Origin of the sequence: Kitasatospora sp. NPDC050543 (assembly GCF_044457565.1) — a bacterium.
Classification (GTDB): domain Bacteria; phylum Actinomycetota; class Actinomycetes; order Streptomycetales; family Streptomycetaceae; genus Kitasatospora.
The window spans coordinates 101,872-116,962 of record NZ_JBITGZ010000012.1; the positions used below are offsets into that span (position 1 = coordinate 101,872).

At 72.5% G+C, this 15,091-nt stretch carries 14 protein-coding genes and 1 tRNA gene; 5 read left to right on the forward strand and 10 right to left on the reverse strand.

Annotation, left to right across the window (positions count from 1 at the left end; genetic code table 11):
* Positions 1 to 27: 27 nt before the first annotated feature.
* Positions 28 to 101: transfer RNA gene (locus ACIBH3_RS17230), tRNA-Thr, on the reverse strand.
* A 277-nt stretch (positions 102 to 378) separates the two neighbouring features.
* Here ACIBH3_RS17230 and ACIBH3_RS17235 point away from each other — a divergent pair.
* From ACIBH3_RS17235 to ACIBH3_RS17245, 3 genes are all read left to right on the forward strand, one after another.
* On the forward strand, positions 379 to 1,470 hold the full coding sequence (locus ACIBH3_RS17235) for an ABC transporter ATP-binding protein (protein ID WP_396312800.1): 1,092 nt from the start codon (positions 379 to 381) through the stop codon (positions 1,468 to 1,470).
* Positions 1,471 to 1,686: 216 nt separating this feature from the next.
* Complete coding sequence (locus tag ACIBH3_RS17240; protein ID WP_396312801.1) at positions 1,687 to 2,130, forward strand: hypothetical protein; 444 nt, start codon at positions 1,687 to 1,689, stop codon at positions 2,128 to 2,130.
* Between the two features lie 96 nt (positions 2,131 to 2,226).
* Positions 2,227 to 2,967, forward strand: a complete 741-nt coding sequence (locus ACIBH3_RS17245) for an NDP-sugar synthase (RefSeq protein WP_396312802.1) — start codon at positions 2,227 to 2,229, stop codon at positions 2,965 to 2,967.
* Between the two features lie 202 nt (positions 2,968 to 3,169).
* Here the strand turns inward: ACIBH3_RS17245 and ACIBH3_RS17250 are convergent, their stop codons facing one another.
* The 7 genes from ACIBH3_RS17250 to ACIBH3_RS17280 form a co-directional block, all read right to left on the reverse strand.
* Positions 3,170 to 4,840, reverse strand: a complete 1,671-nt coding sequence (locus tag ACIBH3_RS17250) for a DoxX family membrane protein (RefSeq protein WP_396312803.1) — start codon at positions 4,838 to 4,840, stop codon at positions 3,170 to 3,172.
* A 438-nt stretch (positions 4,841 to 5,278) separates the two neighbouring features.
* Positions 5,279 to 6,274, reverse strand: a complete 996-nt coding sequence (gene rlmB, locus ACIBH3_RS17255; protein ID WP_396312804.1) for a 23S rRNA (guanosine(2251)-2'-O)-methyltransferase RlmB — start codon at positions 6,272 to 6,274, stop codon at positions 5,279 to 5,281.
* Between the two features lie 122 nt (positions 6,275 to 6,396).
* On the reverse strand, positions 6,397 to 7,791 hold the full coding sequence (cysS, locus tag ACIBH3_RS17260) for a cysteine--tRNA ligase (RefSeq protein WP_396312805.1): 1,395 nt from the start codon (positions 7,789 to 7,791) through the stop codon (positions 6,397 to 6,399).
* A 189-nt stretch (positions 7,792 to 7,980) separates the two neighbouring features.
* On the reverse strand, positions 7,981 to 8,376 hold the full coding sequence (locus tag ACIBH3_RS17265; RefSeq protein WP_396312806.1) for a PPOX class F420-dependent oxidoreductase: 396 nt from the start codon (positions 8,374 to 8,376) through the stop codon (positions 7,981 to 7,983).
* 236 nt (positions 8,377 to 8,612) lie between these two features.
* Complete coding sequence (gene ispF, locus ACIBH3_RS17270) at positions 8,613 to 9,158, reverse strand: 2-C-methyl-D-erythritol 2,4-cyclodiphosphate synthase (RefSeq protein ID WP_396312807.1); 546 nt, start codon at positions 9,156 to 9,158, stop codon at positions 8,613 to 8,615.
* Positions 9,148 to 9,882 carry a 2-C-methyl-D-erythritol 4-phosphate cytidylyltransferase gene (ispD, locus tag ACIBH3_RS17275; protein ID WP_396312808.1) on the reverse strand — a complete coding sequence of 245 codons (735 nt, stop codon included), beginning with the start codon at positions 9,880 to 9,882 and terminating at the stop codon, positions 9,148 to 9,150. The genes ispF and ispD overlap by 11 nt, the downstream gene beginning before the upstream one ends.
* Positions 9,883 to 10,092: 210 nt before the next feature.
* Complete coding sequence (locus ACIBH3_RS17280; protein WP_030244332.1) at positions 10,093 to 10,575, reverse strand: CarD family transcriptional regulator; 483 nt, start codon at positions 10,573 to 10,575, stop codon at positions 10,093 to 10,095.
* A gap of 559 nt (positions 10,576 to 11,134) precedes the next feature.
* On the opposite strand from ACIBH3_RS17280, the gene ACIBH3_RS17285 reads away from it, so the two are divergent.
* Complete coding sequence (locus ACIBH3_RS17285; protein WP_396312809.1) at positions 11,135 to 11,821, forward strand: DUF461 domain-containing protein; 687 nt, start codon at positions 11,135 to 11,137, stop codon at positions 11,819 to 11,821.
* 225 nt (positions 11,822 to 12,046) lie between these two features.
* On the opposite strand, the gene ACIBH3_RS17290 is transcribed toward ACIBH3_RS17285, so the two are convergent.
* Together ACIBH3_RS17290 and ACIBH3_RS17295 are read right to left on the reverse strand one after the other, a co-directional pair.
* The gene (locus ACIBH3_RS17290) at positions 12,047 to 12,742 is read right to left on the reverse strand and encodes a response regulator (protein WP_396312810.1); all 696 of its coding nucleotides are present in this window, start codon (positions 12,740 to 12,742) and stop codon (positions 12,047 to 12,049) included.
* Entirely contained in the window at positions 12,739 to 14,028 is a 1,290-nt protein-coding gene (locus tag ACIBH3_RS17295; protein ID WP_396312811.1) for a sensor histidine kinase, read from the reverse strand. Before ACIBH3_RS17295 ends, ACIBH3_RS17290 begins: the two co-directional genes overlap by 4 nt.
* Before the next feature lie 307 nt (positions 14,029 to 14,335).
* Between ACIBH3_RS17295 and phoU the strand changes: the two genes are divergently transcribed.
* The gene (gene phoU, locus ACIBH3_RS17300; RefSeq protein WP_396312812.1) at positions 14,336 to 15,016 is read left to right on the forward strand and encodes a phosphate signaling complex protein PhoU; all 681 of its coding nucleotides are present in this window, start codon (positions 14,336 to 14,338) and stop codon (positions 15,014 to 15,016) included.
* Positions 15,017 to 15,091: the final 75 nt, after the last annotated feature.

Below are 15,091 nucleotides of genomic sequence, written 5' to 3' on the forward strand. Positions count from 1 at the left end.
CGAACCCTCATCCGAGGTGAAAACGAGAGCCCCCTGTCGGGTTCGAACCGACGACCCCCGCTTTACAAGAGCGGTGCTCTGGCCAGCTGAGCTAAGGAGGCACGGTGACCGTCCGCGGCGGACCACGGCGGCACCGGAGGGCAGTCTACCGGGCCCGGATGGGGCGGTGTCTGCAAATAGTGGTGGCGGGGCGGAGAGGACGTGACCGAACCGATGCGCAAGTGGATGGCGACGGGGGCTGACAAGCGGCGAAGGGGCAGGTAGCGTCGCCGGGGCTGGCTGGTTCCGTGGTTCAGACCATCGCGGGCCGGCCGCACGACAATCCACCCTTTACTCGGATCGTCCGGCACGTTCCTGCCGGTGAAGGAGAGCACAACCATGGCTTCTGTCACGTTCGACAAGGCGACCCGGCTCTACCCCGGCGGCACCAAGCCCGCCGTGGACGCCCTTGAGCTGCACGTCGAGGACGGCGAGTTCCTCGTTCTCGTCGGCCCCTCGGGCTGCGGCAAGTCGACCAGCCTTCGCATGCTGGCCGGCCTGGAGGACGTCAACGGTGGCGCCATCCGGATCGGCGACCGCGACGTCACGCACCTGCCGCCGAAGGACCGGGACATCGCGATGGTGTTCCAGAACTACGCGCTGTACCCGCACATGACCGTGGCCGAGAACATGGGCTTCGCGCTCAAGATCGCCGGCGTGAACAAGGCCGAGATCCGTACCAAGGTCGAGGAGGCCGCCAAGATCCTCGACCTGACGGACTACCTCGACCGCAAGCCGAAGGCGCTCTCCGGCGGTCAGCGCCAGCGCGTCGCGATGGGCCGCGCGATCGTCCGTGAGCCCCAGGTCTTCCTGATGGACGAGCCGCTGTCGAACCTCGACGCCAAGCTGCGCGTCTCGACCCGCACCCAGATCGCGAGCCTCCAGCGCCGTCTGGGCATCACCACCGTGTACGTCACGCACGACCAGGTCGAGGCGCTGACCATGGGCGACCGGGTGGCGGTGCTGAAGGACGGTCTGCTCCAGCAGGTGGACTCCCCGCGCACCATGTACGACCGCCCCGCGAACCTCTTCGTCGCCGGCTTCATCGGCTCCCCCGCGATGAACCTGGTCGAGGTGCCGCTGGTCGACGGCGGTGTGAAGTTCGGCGGCTCGGTGATCAACATCTCCCGGGCCGAGCTGGCCGGCGCCGACAGCGACAAGACCGTGACCGTGGGCATCCGCCCGGAGCACTTCGAGATCGTCCCGGCGGGCGGCCTGGAGGGCGTGGCCGTCACCGTCAACGTGGTCGAGGAGCTCGGCGCGGACGGCTTCGTGTACGGCACCACCCGGATCGGCGGCCAGGACCGCGACCTGGTTGTGCGCGTGCACGGCCGTCAGATCCCCGAGCGCGGCGCGACCATCCACGTGGTCCCGATCGCCGAGGAGACCCACGTGTTCTCGACCACGAGCGGCGAGCGCCTCAGCAACTGAGCGCCTGTCGACGGGTAGACGCGTGGCCGAGCCCCGCCGGACCGCGGTCCGGCGGGGCTCGGCCACGTGGGTTCCCGGTACGGCCGCCGCGGGCACCGGCCAGGGCCGGCCCTCGGCGGCCCGCGTCAACACGGCGACGGGACGAACCCGGACACGGATCACTCGATGGCGTGACGGAGTGCGATACCCCGCCCACTCACCGCTACGCTCCTGACCGTGAAGCAGCTTGTGCGCCGTATCGGCCAGACCGTAGCCCTCACCCTGCCCGTGATCCTGGTGACCACCGGCACCCTCGCCGTGACCCGCGTCCCGTGGGCCCCGCCGACCTCGCTCGACCAGCAGGTGGTCGCGGCCTCCAGTGGCGACGGGCCCGGCATCGGGCGCACCACAGTCGGCAGCAGCTCCGCCCAGGGGCTCGCGCCGCAGGACGCCCTGCGGGCGGACCTGCTGGACGAGCTGCGCGCCAACAACCCCGGCAGCGCGCTCGACCTGCTGGAGCGGACGATGCGTGAGAAGCCGTCGCTCACCCCGTACTGCAGCTCGCTCGCCGGCGACCTCGGCAAGGCCGCGGTGCGCAAGTACCAGGGTGACGTCCAGCGCGCCCGCGCCTTCGCCCGGCCGGTCTGTGACGGGTCGTTCGCCGCCGGGATCGCCGGGTAGCGCGGTAGGTCCCGGCCGCCTGGCCCGGTACGTGGCCGGGTCGGCCCCGGCGGGCAGGCGGCCCGTACCGGGGCGGCTGACCCTATTGTTCTCCGCATGACCGCTGACTCAGCATCGCTCGCAGCGCCCACCGTCACCCAGGCTGTGATCCTGGCCGGCGGACAGGGCTCCCGGCTGCGCCCGTACACCGACGACCGGCCGAAGCCGCTGGTCGAGATCCCCGGCACCGGCGTGCCCATCCTCGGGCACCAGCTGGCCTGGCTCGCCGCCGAGGGCGTCACCGACGCGGTGGTCTCGTGCGGGCACCTGGCCGAGGTGCTGCAGGAGTGGCTCGACCAGGCCGACCTGCCGCTGAACGTGAGCACCGTCGTCGAGCGGGAGCCGCTCGGGCGCGGTGGCGGGCTCAAGTACGCGGCGCGCGCTCTGCCGCGCCCGGACGAGCCCTGGTACGCCACCAACGGCGACATCTGGACGCGTTTCAGCCTGCGCGACATGGCCGCGTTCCACCACGAGCGCGACGCCGTCGCGACCCTCGCCCTGGCCCGCCCGCGCATCCCGTGGGGCGCCGTGGAGACGGACCAGTTCGGCAACGTGCTGGACTTCATCGAGGCGCCGCCGTCGCCGTTCCTGATCAACGCGGGCCTGTACGTGTTCAGCCCCGAGTTCACCACGCTCCTGCCGGACGTCGGCGACCACGAGCGGACCACCTTCCCCCAGCTGGCCCGTGGCAAGCGGCTGGCGGGCTATCAGCTGCCGCAGGGCGCGTACTGGCGGGCCATCGACACCGCGAAGGACCTCACCGAGGCCGCCAAGGAGCTGGCCGCCCGCGGAGAGTAGGGGTCACCCGCGGGGAGCAGGGGCCCTCGGGGAGTGGCCCGGCATCCTGGGGAGATCGGGCATACAGGGATCCCCGGGCGGCGACCTTGCACCCGCGTGAGCGCGCACCAACGGTTCCCGCAAGACGGTTCGGCCGGGACACCCCGCGGGGTGTCCCGGCCGAAGCACGTCCAGGGGCCGCACAGCCGCCCGTGGAGGCCCGTCAGGTCGACGTGGGCGTCCCGGGCTGGGTGCGACCGCCCCCGCTCCTGGCGCCCAGCGTGGGCAGCTCGGCCAGCGGGGCGCTGCCGAGGACCCCGCCGAGCAGTCCCGAGCCGCTCGGGCTGCTGCTCGGGCTCGGCTTGGGCGCCGTGCCGCCGGGTGTGCCGGTGTTGCTGCGCCCGGTGGCGGGCGCCGAGCCCGTCGGTGCGCTGGTGGTGCCCGGTGCGGCGGGGGCGTTGGCGCCGGCGCTCTCGCTCTTCGTCGGGTGCGGCTTGGCGCTCTGCCCGGGCTTGGACGAGGCCGGTGCGGAGGTGGGCGCCGAAGCGGACGGTGTCGCGGTCGGCGTGGGGGTCCGCGACGCGTTGGGCGACGGCGAGGGTGCCTTCGCCGGGCTCGACGGGGCCGTCGTCGAGGTGCCGCCGGGCCAGACCGGGGTGCCGTAGTCACTGCTCGGCCCGGTCGGGCCGGGATGCGGACGGCCTCCGGTGCGGACGGCGGCGCCCAGCATCGAGCCGAGCAGCAGGGTCAGGCCGACCACCACCGCGGTGATCACCGACCCGCGGCGCAGCACCCGGCGCCGCAGCGCGGCCGGCTCGTCCGAGCCGTGCCGGCGCCAGGCCTCCAGGGCGATCCGCCCGTCCAGCGAGCCGAACGGCGCGCCGGCGATCAGCAGCGGGCTCCAGGCCGCCAGGAAGATCAGTTCGGGCGTGTCGTACATGGGGACGGCCCGCCAGCTGACCGTGAACAGCAGGGCGGCGGAGAGCAGCATCGCGACGCCGGCCGCGAGCCGCTGCCAGAGGCCGAGGATGGCGAGCACCCCGACCACCACCTCGGTGAAGGCCACGCCGAGCCCGGCACCCACCGGGTGGCCCATCGCGAAGGCGAGCAGGGGCTCGGCGACCTTCCAGGGGTGCAGCGAGGAGAGCCAGCGCATCATCGAACCGCGGTCGCCGCCGTCGAAGTAGACCGGGTCGCACAGCTTGTTGAAGCCGGCGTAGACCGAGAGGCCGCCGAGCACCACGCGCAGCGGGAGCAGGACGAGGCCGAGGTCGACCCGGCGGCCCGGGTACCGGGCGTGCCTGGAGTCGGCGGCCGAGACCTCCGGGAGCTCCCCGGCGGGGGTCCAGCCGCCTGCCTGCGGCCGGCGGCCGGCACCGGCACCGCCCGTGGCACCCGCGCCGCCCGGGGAACCGGGCTGGCGCGGCACCGTCCGGGCGCCGCTGTACGCGGGCATCGCCCGGGTCGCCTGATCGTCCGACAGGGTGCTGCCCGCGCCGCCACCGCCCGCAGCGAGCGAGGCTCCCGCCCGGGCGGGCACGGTGTTGAGGCGTGCCGCCTCCAGCAGCTGGGTGGCCGCCACGTCACCCGGGGCGGCCTCGCCCGTCCAGGTGACGGCGGTGACCCTGCCCTTGCGCCGGGGCGTCGTCCCCGCACCGGCGCCGGCCGCCCCGCCGGCAGCGCCGGTGAGCAGCGGGAGCGCGGCCGTGTCGACGACCACCTGGGGGGTGACCAGCGGGCGGCGGATGAAGCCCTGCGAGGCGTAGGGGTCGCCGAACGCGGCACCGTACGAGAGCGCGCCGGCCGGTGCCTCGATCAGCGGCGCCACCGGGGTGCCGAGTCTGAGCTGGAAGCTCGCCTGGGTGCTGCTGAGCCGAGCGGGGTCGGACGGCACCTTGACCGTGTTGAGACCGGGGCCGGAATCTATCCCCGCCGTGCCGCCCTGCCCGGGGAACCGAGGTGTTCTGGTGTCCACACCCGTCTAACCGGGTGACGCCCGGATAGGACACTCTCCCGAGTGGATTCTCGGCACCCACTTGAAGTGATCATGAGAAAAGCGATCGGGCCCGACAGGACCCGATCGCTTTGCCGTCGGACGCTTTCGGATTGCCGTCCGCGACGCCGACCGGGCCGGCACGGCGCGGGTCCGGCAGGCCGGAATGACACCGCCCGGCACTACACCGCCCGGTACGGCGAGGGCCGGCCCGCACCGAGAGCGGGCCGGCCCTCGCCGACTTCGAACCACGAACCACGAACCACAAGCTACGGGCTACGGGCTACGGGCTACGGGCTACGGGCTACTACGAGCGAACGCAACCCGTTCCGCCACCTATTAGCCGACGCGCGCGCGCAGCCGGGCGGCCTCGTACAGCACGATGCCCGCCGCGACACCGGCGTTCAGCGACTCGGTGGCACCCGGCATCGGGATCCGCACCCGGATGTCACAGGTCTCCGAGACCAGGCGCGAGAGGCCCTTGCCCTCGCTGCCGGCCACGATGACGACCGGGCCGGTCAGCGCTTCCAGGTCGCCGATCTCCGCCTCGCCGTCGGCCGCCAGGCCGACGACCACCAGACCGGCCTTCTGGTACGTCTCCAGCGCGCGGGTCAGGTTGGTCGCTCGGGCGACGGGCAGCCGGGCCGCCGCGCCCGAGGAGGTCTTCCAGGCACCGGCGGTCATACCGGCCGCGCGGCGCTCGGGGATCACCACACCGTGGGCGCCGAAGGCGGCGGCGGAGCGGACCACGGCGCCGAGGTTACGGGAGTCGGTGACCCCGTCCAGCGCCATCACCAGCGCGTCCTGGCCGAGGTCGGCGGCCGCGGCCAGCAGGTCGTCCGGGTGCGCGTACTCGTACGGCGGGACCTGGAGCACCAGGCCCTGGTGGTTGAGGCCACCCGTCATCTGGTCCAGCTGGGGCCGCGGGGCCTCCATCAGCGGGACGCCACGCTCGTTGGCGGCCTGGAAGGCCTCGCGGACGCGGTCGTCGGTGTCGATGAACTGCATGACGTACAGCGCGGTGGCCGGCACGCCGCCCTGGAGCGCCTCGACCACCGAGTTGCGGCCGACGACCAGCTCGGCCGCGCCGGCGCCGCCACGGCCGCCACGGCCGCCGCCACCGCTGCGGCGCATGCCGGCGCGGGCCTTGGCATCCCGCTCACGCTTGATCGCGGCGTTCGCCTGGCGCTGCTTGGGGTGCCCCTTGCGGGCCTCGCCGGGCGGGGTCGGGCCCTTGCCCTGCAGTGCCTTCCGGCTGTGGCCGCCGGTCCCGACACTCGCGCCCTTCTTCGATCCGGGGTTGCGTCGGTTCCTGCGTGCGCTGTTGCCGGCCATGGCTGTACTTCCCTGTCTGTCTCGCACGCCCGACGGCCGTTCCGTCCGAACATGCTCTGCGTCATGCGGGAGGGCCGTACCGGTCCGGTACGGCCCACCCTCACCCCGACACTCGTGCGGGGTTACTGGTTGTTGATCGTCCAGCGCGAGCCGGACGGGGTGTCCTCGATCGTCAGCCCGGCCAGGCCGAGCTGGTCACGGATGGCGTCCGCGGTGGCGAAGTCCTTGCGGGCCCGAGCCGCCTGGCGCTGCTCCAGCACCAGCCTGACCAGCGAGTCGACCACGCCGTGGAGGTCAGCGCCACGGTCGGTGCCGGCCCACTGCTCGTCGAGCGGGTCGAGACCCAGCACTCCGAGCATCGCACGGACCTCGGCCAGACGCGCTACCGCGTTCTCCTTGTCGTCCGCCGTCAGCGCGCTGTTGCCCTGCCGGACGGCGGTGTGCACGATGGCCAGCGCCTGCGGGACACCCAGGTCGTCGTCCATCGCCTCGGCGAAGGCGAGCGGCACCTCGGGCGCCGCGTCGACCGCGCCGCAGCGCTCGATGACCCGCTGGATGAAGCCCTCGATCCGGGCGAAGCCGGTCTCGGCCTCGCGGATCGACTCCTCGCTGTACTCGATCATCGAGCGGTAGTGCGGGCCCGCCAGGTAGTAGCGGAGCACGATGGGCCGCCAGCGCTGGACCATCTCGGAGATCAGCACCGAGTTGCCGAGCGACTTGCTCATCTTCTCGCCGCTCATGGTGACCCAGGCGTTGTGCACCCAGAAGTTCGCGAAGTCATCGCCGAAGGCCTTGGACTGGGCGATCTCGTTCTCGTGGTGCGGGAAGATCAGGTCCAGCCCGCCGCCGTGGATGTCGAAGGCCCGGCCCAGGTACTTGTGCGCCATCGCCGAGCACTCCAGGTGCCAGCCGGGGCGGCCGCGGCCCCACGGGGTGTCCCAGCTGGGCTCACCCTCCTTGGCCCGCTTCCACATCGCGAAGTCGCGCGGGTCGCGCTTGCCGGTCTCGCCCGCGCTCTCCGGCTGCCGGAGGTTCTCCAACTCCTGGTTGGAGAGCGCCAGGTAGTCCGGGTAGGTGGTGACGGCGAAGTAGACGTTGCCCTCGGACTCGTAGGCGTGCCCCTTCGAGATGAGCGTCTGCATCATCTCGATCATCTCGGGGACGTGCCCGGTCGCCCGGGGCTCCACCGACGGCGGCAGGCAACCGAGCGCCGTGTAGCCGTCGTTGAAGGCCCGCTCGTTGGCGTACGCGATCTGCCACCACGGGGTGCCGAGCGTGCGCGCCTTGTCGATGACCTTGTCGTCGATGTCGGTGACGTTGCGGACGAAGGTGACGTCGTAGCCGCGGTAGCCGAACCACCGACGCATGACGTCGAAGTTGAGGTTGGACCGGATGTGTCCGATGTGCGGGGCAGCCTGGACGGTCGCGCCACACAGGTACATCGAGACACAACCCGGTACAAGCGGGACGAAGTCGCGTACCTGGCGGGTGCTGGTGTCGTACAGGCGAAGGCTCACAGCGTCAAGCGTAGTGGGCACAGGGGGGTGCCCCGCGACATTCTCGAATGTCAATACCGCCGCGGGGCCGTTACATATGTGTGGCCTAGCGGAGGGAGGTCCTCCGCGTGGAGCCGGTCACCGCCGTTCAGCCCTGGTCGGAGCGGCCGTGCACCGCTCGGAGCGGCCGTGCTGTGCCCGGCGCGCCGCTCAGAGGTTGCCGACCACCTTCCGCGGGGTGAGCCGGCACACCACCCGTACGTCGTCCGGGCCGTCGAAGCCGTACGTCTTCTCGCCCCGGTACTTGTGCGCGAGCTCGTCGATCAGCTCCCGGCCGCCCTCCCTGGTAAAGGTCACCTCGCCCCGGACCTCCGCGTAGGAGTAAGGGCTGTCCGGCGGGTTGACCACCAGGGAGACCCGCGGGTCCTTGACCATGTTCAGGTGCTTGCGCCGGCCCTCGACGGTGGAGAACAGGATGTCGTCACCGTCCCGCTTCACCCAGACCACGGAGGCCTGTGGGCTGCCGTCGGGCTGCACGGTGGCGACGACGGCGAAGCTCTTGCCGTCGATCAGGGCCTTCGCCCGGTCGGACAGTTGCGCGGCCATGGGCACCTCGTCTCGTTCGCTCGTCGCGTGGGGAGTACCGGGTGCCGGCCGGGGACCGGCTGCCCGCGCCCACGGTAACGACCACTCCCCGTGCCGACGGAGCTGAACACGCGTCAGCCGGGAGATATTCCCCGGCGGGCCGGATGTCACCCCCGCCGGACCCATGCGGCCCGGTCCGACCCCGGAGCCCCGAGTCCGGAATCCGGCACCCGGCACCCGGCACCCGGAGCCCCGAGCTACTGCGCGGTGCGGCGGGTCTCGTAGACCAGCGCGGTGGCGATCGCGGCGAGGCCCTCGGCCCGGCCGGTGAGGCCCAGACCGTCGGTGGTGGTGCCCGACACCGACACCGGCGCACCGGCGGCCGCCGACAGCGCCGCCTGCGCCTCGGCCCGGCGCTTGCCGACCTTCGGGCGGACGCCGATCACCTGCACCGAGACGTTCCCGATCTCGAAGCCGGCCGCGCGTACGATCCGCGCCGCCTCGCCGAGCAGCTTCACACCGGAGGCGCCGGACCACTCGGGGCGGTCGGTGCCGAAGTGCGCACCCAGGTCGCCGACCCCGGCGGCCGCGAAGAGCGCGTCACAGGCCGCGTGCGCGGCCACGTCACCGTCGGAGTGCCCGGCCAGGCCGAACTCCGAGTCGGCCCACTCCAGACCGGCCACCCAGAGCGGGCGGCCCGGCTCGAACGCGTGCACGTCGGTGCCGATGCCGACGCGCGGGATCACCGGGGCCACGGGGGCCGCGGCAGTCGCGGGGGGCGGGTTCAGCGGGTCAGAAGCCATCGGAGGCCCTCCGGCGGGCGAGTACGGCCTCGGCGAGTACGAGGTCCAGCGGACGGGTCACCTTGAACGCCTCCTCGTGGCCGGGCACCACGAACACCTGACCGCCGAAGCGCTCGACCAGGCCGGCGTCGTCGGTGACCGGCGGCAGTGCGCCACCGGCAGCGCCCCCGCTCTCCTCGGCCAGCGCCTTGGCGTGCACCTCGTGCAGGGTCCGGCGGCGGAATCCCTGCGGGGTCTGCACCGCGCGCAGGGTCGCCCGGTCGGGCGTGTCCAACACCGGCTCGGGCGCCCCGGCGGCCTGCGGCTCGACCCGCTTGACGGTGTCGGCCAGCGGAACCGCCGGGACCACGGCCTCGGCCCCGGCCCGGACGGCCGCCGCGACGGCGTCCACCACCTCGACCGGGACGAGCGGCCGCGCCGCGTCGTGCACCAGAACGATCTCCACGTCCTGCGGGATCGCCGCCAACCCCAGCCGCACCGACTCCTGGCGGGTCGCGCCGCCGGCCACCACTCGGACGTCCTTGCCGTCCAGACCGTGACTGTCGAGCAGCGCCGTGACCTCGGCCACACCCTCGGGCGGAGCCGCCACCACCACCAGGCCCACCGCCCGGCTGCGCGCCAGCGCCCGCACGGCGTGCACCAGCAGCGGGACCCCGCCGAGTTCCCGCAGGGCCTTCGGGGCGCCGGGCCCCAAGCGCTCGCCACGCCCGGCGGCGGGCACCACTGCTGCTGCGACTGCTCCTGCGGCGTTCAGGTTTCACTCCTTCGGCGAAGTGGGTATGGCCATGGCGTGCCCGACGGGCGCCGCGGACCCCTTTCAGAGCCGCGCGGCGGCGGACACGCCTCAGCGCCCGAGGTGCCACTGCACCACCTCGGGTGACATGCACCCTGAGCGGCGCGCCGGCATTCGGGCGCTGGTGAGCGGGAGAACGAACTACGAGGCGAGGACCTCGTCGAGCAGCGTCTCCGCCTTGTCCTCGTTGGTGTTCTCGGCGAGCGCGAGCTCGCTGACCAGGATCTGGCGCGCCTTGGCGAGCATGCGCTTCTCGCCGGCCGACAGACCGCGCTCACGCTCGCGACGCCAAAGGTCGCGCACAACCTCGGCGACCTTGATAACGTCGCCCGAGGCGAGCTTTTCGAGGTTTGCCTTGTAGCGGCGGGACCAGTTGGTCGGCTCTTCGGTGTACGGTGCGCGAAGCACCTCGAAGACCCGGTCCAGACCCTCCTGGCCGACTACGTCGCGCACGCCGACGAACTCCGCGTTCTCGGCGGGCACACGCAGCGTCAGGTCTCCCTGCTGCACCTTGAGCACCAGGTAGGTCTTGTCCACACCTTTGATCTGGCGAATTTCGATGGCCTCGATCAGCGCGGCCCCGTGATGGGGGTAGACCACCGTGTCGCCAACCTTGAACGTCATGTGACAGGACCCCTTCCGTGGCTTTCCAGAATAACACGCTTTTCGGCGCACTCGAAGGGCGTTTTCGCAGGTCAGGGCGGGTCTCGGGGCTTGACAATCACCCCCATGACGTGCTGCGACCGATGTTCGAGGTGAGCTTCTCGCAGGTGGGAGGCGGTTCCGGTGTCCGGCGAAACCCGCGGCAACACTCCCGAAACCATGATTGGATCTTGACTTCTGGCCCTTTATCGAGTCGTTTCCCAATCGTGATCTGATCTTGTTCCGGTGCGGCAGCCCCGGCCACCGGCCGGTTCGTGCCCGGCCTGCACACCCGTACGGCGCATCCACCCGGCGTCGGGGGGCGTGCGATCCGGCGTCGCACTGCCACCGGACAGCCCACGCTCCGGCACCCGCGCGAGCACTCGCGCCGGCCTTGCGCCGTACCCGCTCCGGCGGCGCCGGCAGGCCCCTCCGGCGGCACTCGCCCTGCGACACGGACCCACCCCGTGAGAGCCGGATAAGTGCGGTCGGTAATCTGAGCCCTGACCACCCGACACGTGACCTAGGAGAAGCCGCCGCCGTGAGCCGCAGCCTTCGACGCGGCAGCATCGCCGCCATCGCCGCCCTCGCCATTGCCTCGCTGTCCGCCTGCGCGGCCGGCAACTCCGCGGAGACCCTGGAGGTCAAGCCGGACACCGCCTCGGCGACCGTCGGCAACGACCTCCGGCTGAACAACATCGTGGTGGTGACCGGGGACGAGTCCTCGGGCAAGCACACCGGCCCCGCGAACCTCACGGTGAACATCAGCAACACCGGCGCCCTCCCGGCGATCCTGCAGTCCGTCACCGTGGACGCGGGCACCGCGACCTTCGCCGACGCCTCCGGCGCTCCGACCGCCTCGATCGTCATCCCGCCGAACGGCGCGGTCGCGATCGGCGGTGCGGGCAACCCCACCGCGCGGATCGCGTCGGCGACCCTCGAGGTCGGCGGCTTCGTGCCGACCACCTTCGCCTTCGACAGCGGCGCCAAGGCCGAGGCCGACGCCAACGTCTACCCGAACAAGGGCTACTTCGCCGGCTACGGCCCGGCCGGTGCCGCGCGCCCGGCCACCCCGGCCACGCCCGCCTCGCCGGCCGCCGCGACCCCGGCGGTTCCGGCCGCTCCGACCGGCCCGGCGGCTCCGGGTGCCACCACGGCCCCGGCCACGGCCCCCGCCGCGGGCGCTGCCACCGCCGCGGCGACCAGCACCACCGCCGCGGGGCACTGAGCAACGCGAAAGGCCCCTCCCCGCAGCCGTCGACCGGCGGCGGGGAGGGGCCTTCGCCAGGCCCGGGGCGTGAACGGGTCAGCGAGCTTCGCGGGCGGCGAGCTTCGCGGCGGCAGGCTCCGCATGCGGCGGGTGACGGGGGCCGTGGGTGGCCTCCCGTCGCCCGCCGCCGCGGCTCACAACTCGCTACGGCTCGTCTCCATGGCGCGTCTTCACCGCGCCTCTCTACGGCTCGAACTTGTAGCCGAGGCCACGCACCGTCACCAGGTAGCGCGGCGCGCCCGGGTCCGGCTCGATCTTGGCGCGCAGCCGCTTGACGTGCACGTCCAGGGTCTTGGTGTCGCCGACGTAGTCCGCGCCCCAGACCCGGTCGATCAGCTGCATCCGGGTGAGCACCCGGCCCGCGTTGCGCAGCAGCATCTCCAGCAGGTCGAACTCCTTGAGCGGCAGGTCGACCTTGCCGCCGTCCACCGTCACCACGTGCCGGTCCACGTCCATCCGGACCGGGCCGGCCTCCAGCGCGCCGGGGCCGCCGCCGTCCGTGCCCGTGCCGTCCGCCTCACCACGGCGGCGCAGCACCGCGCGGATCCGGGCGACCAGCTCCCGGGTGGAGTACGGCTTGGTGACGTAGTCGTCCGCACCTATCTCCAGGCCGACGACCTTGTCGATCTCGCTGTCCTTGGCCGTCACCATGATCACCGGCACGTTGGAGCGCACCCGCAGCTGGCGGCAGACCTCGGTGCCGGGCAGGCCCGGGAGCATCAGGTCGAGCAGGACGAGGTCAGCGCCATTGCGTTCGAACTGCTCCAGCGCGTCGGGGCCGGTGGCGGCGATGGCCACCTCGAAGCCCTCCTTGCGGAGCATGTACGAGAGAGCGTCGCTGAACGACTCCTCGTCCTCGACCACCAGTACTCGGGTCACTTTCGGGCCTCCGGGGCAAGCAGGGGTGTTGTGATTGACGTGGGTTGCTCGGACCGCTCGCCGCTGAGCGGCCGGTCCGTGGGGGCCTGCCCGGCGGGCAGCCGTACGGTGAAGGTCGAGCCCTGGCCCTCGACGCTCCACACCGAGACGGTGCCGCCGTGTGAGGCGGCCACGTGCTTGACGATGGAGAGGCCGAGGCCGGTGCCTCCGGTGAGGCGGGAGCGGGCCGGGTCCACCCGGTAGAAGCGTTCGAAGACCCGCTCGCGGTCCTTCTCCGAGATGCCGATGCCCTGGTCCGTCACCGAGATCTCGATCAGTTCGCCGTCCGCCTCGCCGAGCACGGCGGCGCTGGAGATCCGCCGGGTCGCGATGGCGACCCTGGTCCGCGGCGGACTGTAGTTGACCGCGTTCTCCACCAGGTTGCCGAGCGCGGCGGCCAGCTGGCCACGGTTGCCGTGCAGGTAGAGGCCGACGGTACCGCCCGCCGCGATGTGGATCTGCTTCGCGGCGGCCGGCTGACGGCAGCGGTCGATGGCCTCGGCGATCAGCTCGTCCACCGCGACGGGTTCCGGGTCGATCATCAGACGGTCGTCCTGGACCCGCGACAGGTCGATGATCTCCTGCACCAGGCTGGCCAGCCTGGTCGCCTCGATCTGCATCCGGCCGGCGAAACGCTGCACGGCCTCGGGGTCGTCCGCCGCGTCGGCGACCGCCTCCGAGAGCAGCGACAGCGCGCCGACCGGGGTCTTGAGCTCATGACTGACGTTCGCGACGAAGTCGCGGCGCACCGCCTCGACCCTGCGGCGCTCGGTGAGGTCCTCGACCAGCACCAGCACCAGCCTGGAACCCAGGGGCGCCACCCGGACGGAGACGGCCAGCGGCTCGGCCGCGCGGGCGGCGCCCGGACGGGGCACCTCCAGCTCGACCTGGCGGATCTCGCCGTCCCTGCGGGTCGCCCGGGCCAGCGCGAGCATCTGGTCGACGGCCATCGCGCCGCCCCTGACCAGGCCCATCGCGTAGGCGGCGGAACTGGCCTTGACGACCTCGTCACCGTCGCCGAGCACGATGGCGCACGAGCGCAGCACCGAGAGCACGGTGTCCACGCCCGGCGGCAGGGTCGGCTCCAGCGCGGTGCCGCTCCCCCCGGCGGGGTTCTTCGTGCCGCTCGTACTGCGCCTGTCCCGGGCCTGTTCGCGCTCGCTCCAGCGGAAGGCGATGGCAGCCGTGAGGCCGACGCCGAGCCCGGCTATGGCGCAGGCAGCGGCGGCGGCCACATTCACGTCCATGTGGCCAGCGTAAGCGCATGACGTGGCCACTCCCCAAGGTCCGGATCAAGGGATCGGCCACGCGTTGCCGAGAATTCACCTTCAGGTGGGGGTGGGTTCACCGGGCGGGCCGTGCCAGGTCGCCCTGGCGACCCAGGCTGGGACGCGCAGCCCGTGTGGGACGGACGACGGCAGCGAACATCCGCCCGGCGTCCTTGGTGCGCGCGTACGATTCGCGCCACCAGCAGCGGCCATCTGGACAGCCAATCCGGCAGTCGTACGGATGACCGGTCGGCACCGCCACCGACACAGCTTCTGAGGAGAGAGCATGCGCGACGCGTACCACGAGGAACTCGACTCGATCGGCGACAGCCTGGTCGAAATGGCGAGACTGGTCGGTTCGGCCATGGGCCGGGCCACCACCGCCCTGCTCGACGCGGACCTGGCGCTGGCCGAGAGCGTGATCGCCGCGGACGAGAAGGTCAACGCGCTGCACCACGAGCTGGAGGACCGGGCGATCGACCTGCTCGCCCGCCAGCAGCCGGTCGCCACCGACCTGCGCATCGTGGTCACCTCGCTTCGGATGAGCGCCGACCTGGAGCGTTGCGGCGACCTGGCCCGCCACGTGGCCAAGGTCGCGCGGCTGCGCTACCCGCAGTCGGCCGTGCCGAACGACCTGCACTCCATCGTGCTGGAGATGGGTCAGCTCGCCCAGCGACTGGTGGCCAAGGCCGGCCAGGTCATCGCGACCAAGGATGTGGAGGCCGCGCTGGAGCTGGAGCGCGACGACGACGCGATCGACGCCCTGCACCGCGAGCTGTTCACCCACCTGATCGACGACCGCTGGCAGCACGGCATCGAGACCGGCGTCGACGTCACGCTGGTCGGCCGGTACTACGAGCGGTTCGCCGACCACGCGGTCTCGGTGGCCAAGCGTGTGGTCTACCTGGTGACGGGTGAGCACGCCGCCGACTTCATCGCCGCGACCGAGGCCAACCCCGGGGAGTGAGTGCGGCCCGGGCGGCCGCGTCGACCCGGCCGCCGCAGGCTCCGCGGGCTCCGCAGGATCTGCGGGATCTGCGGG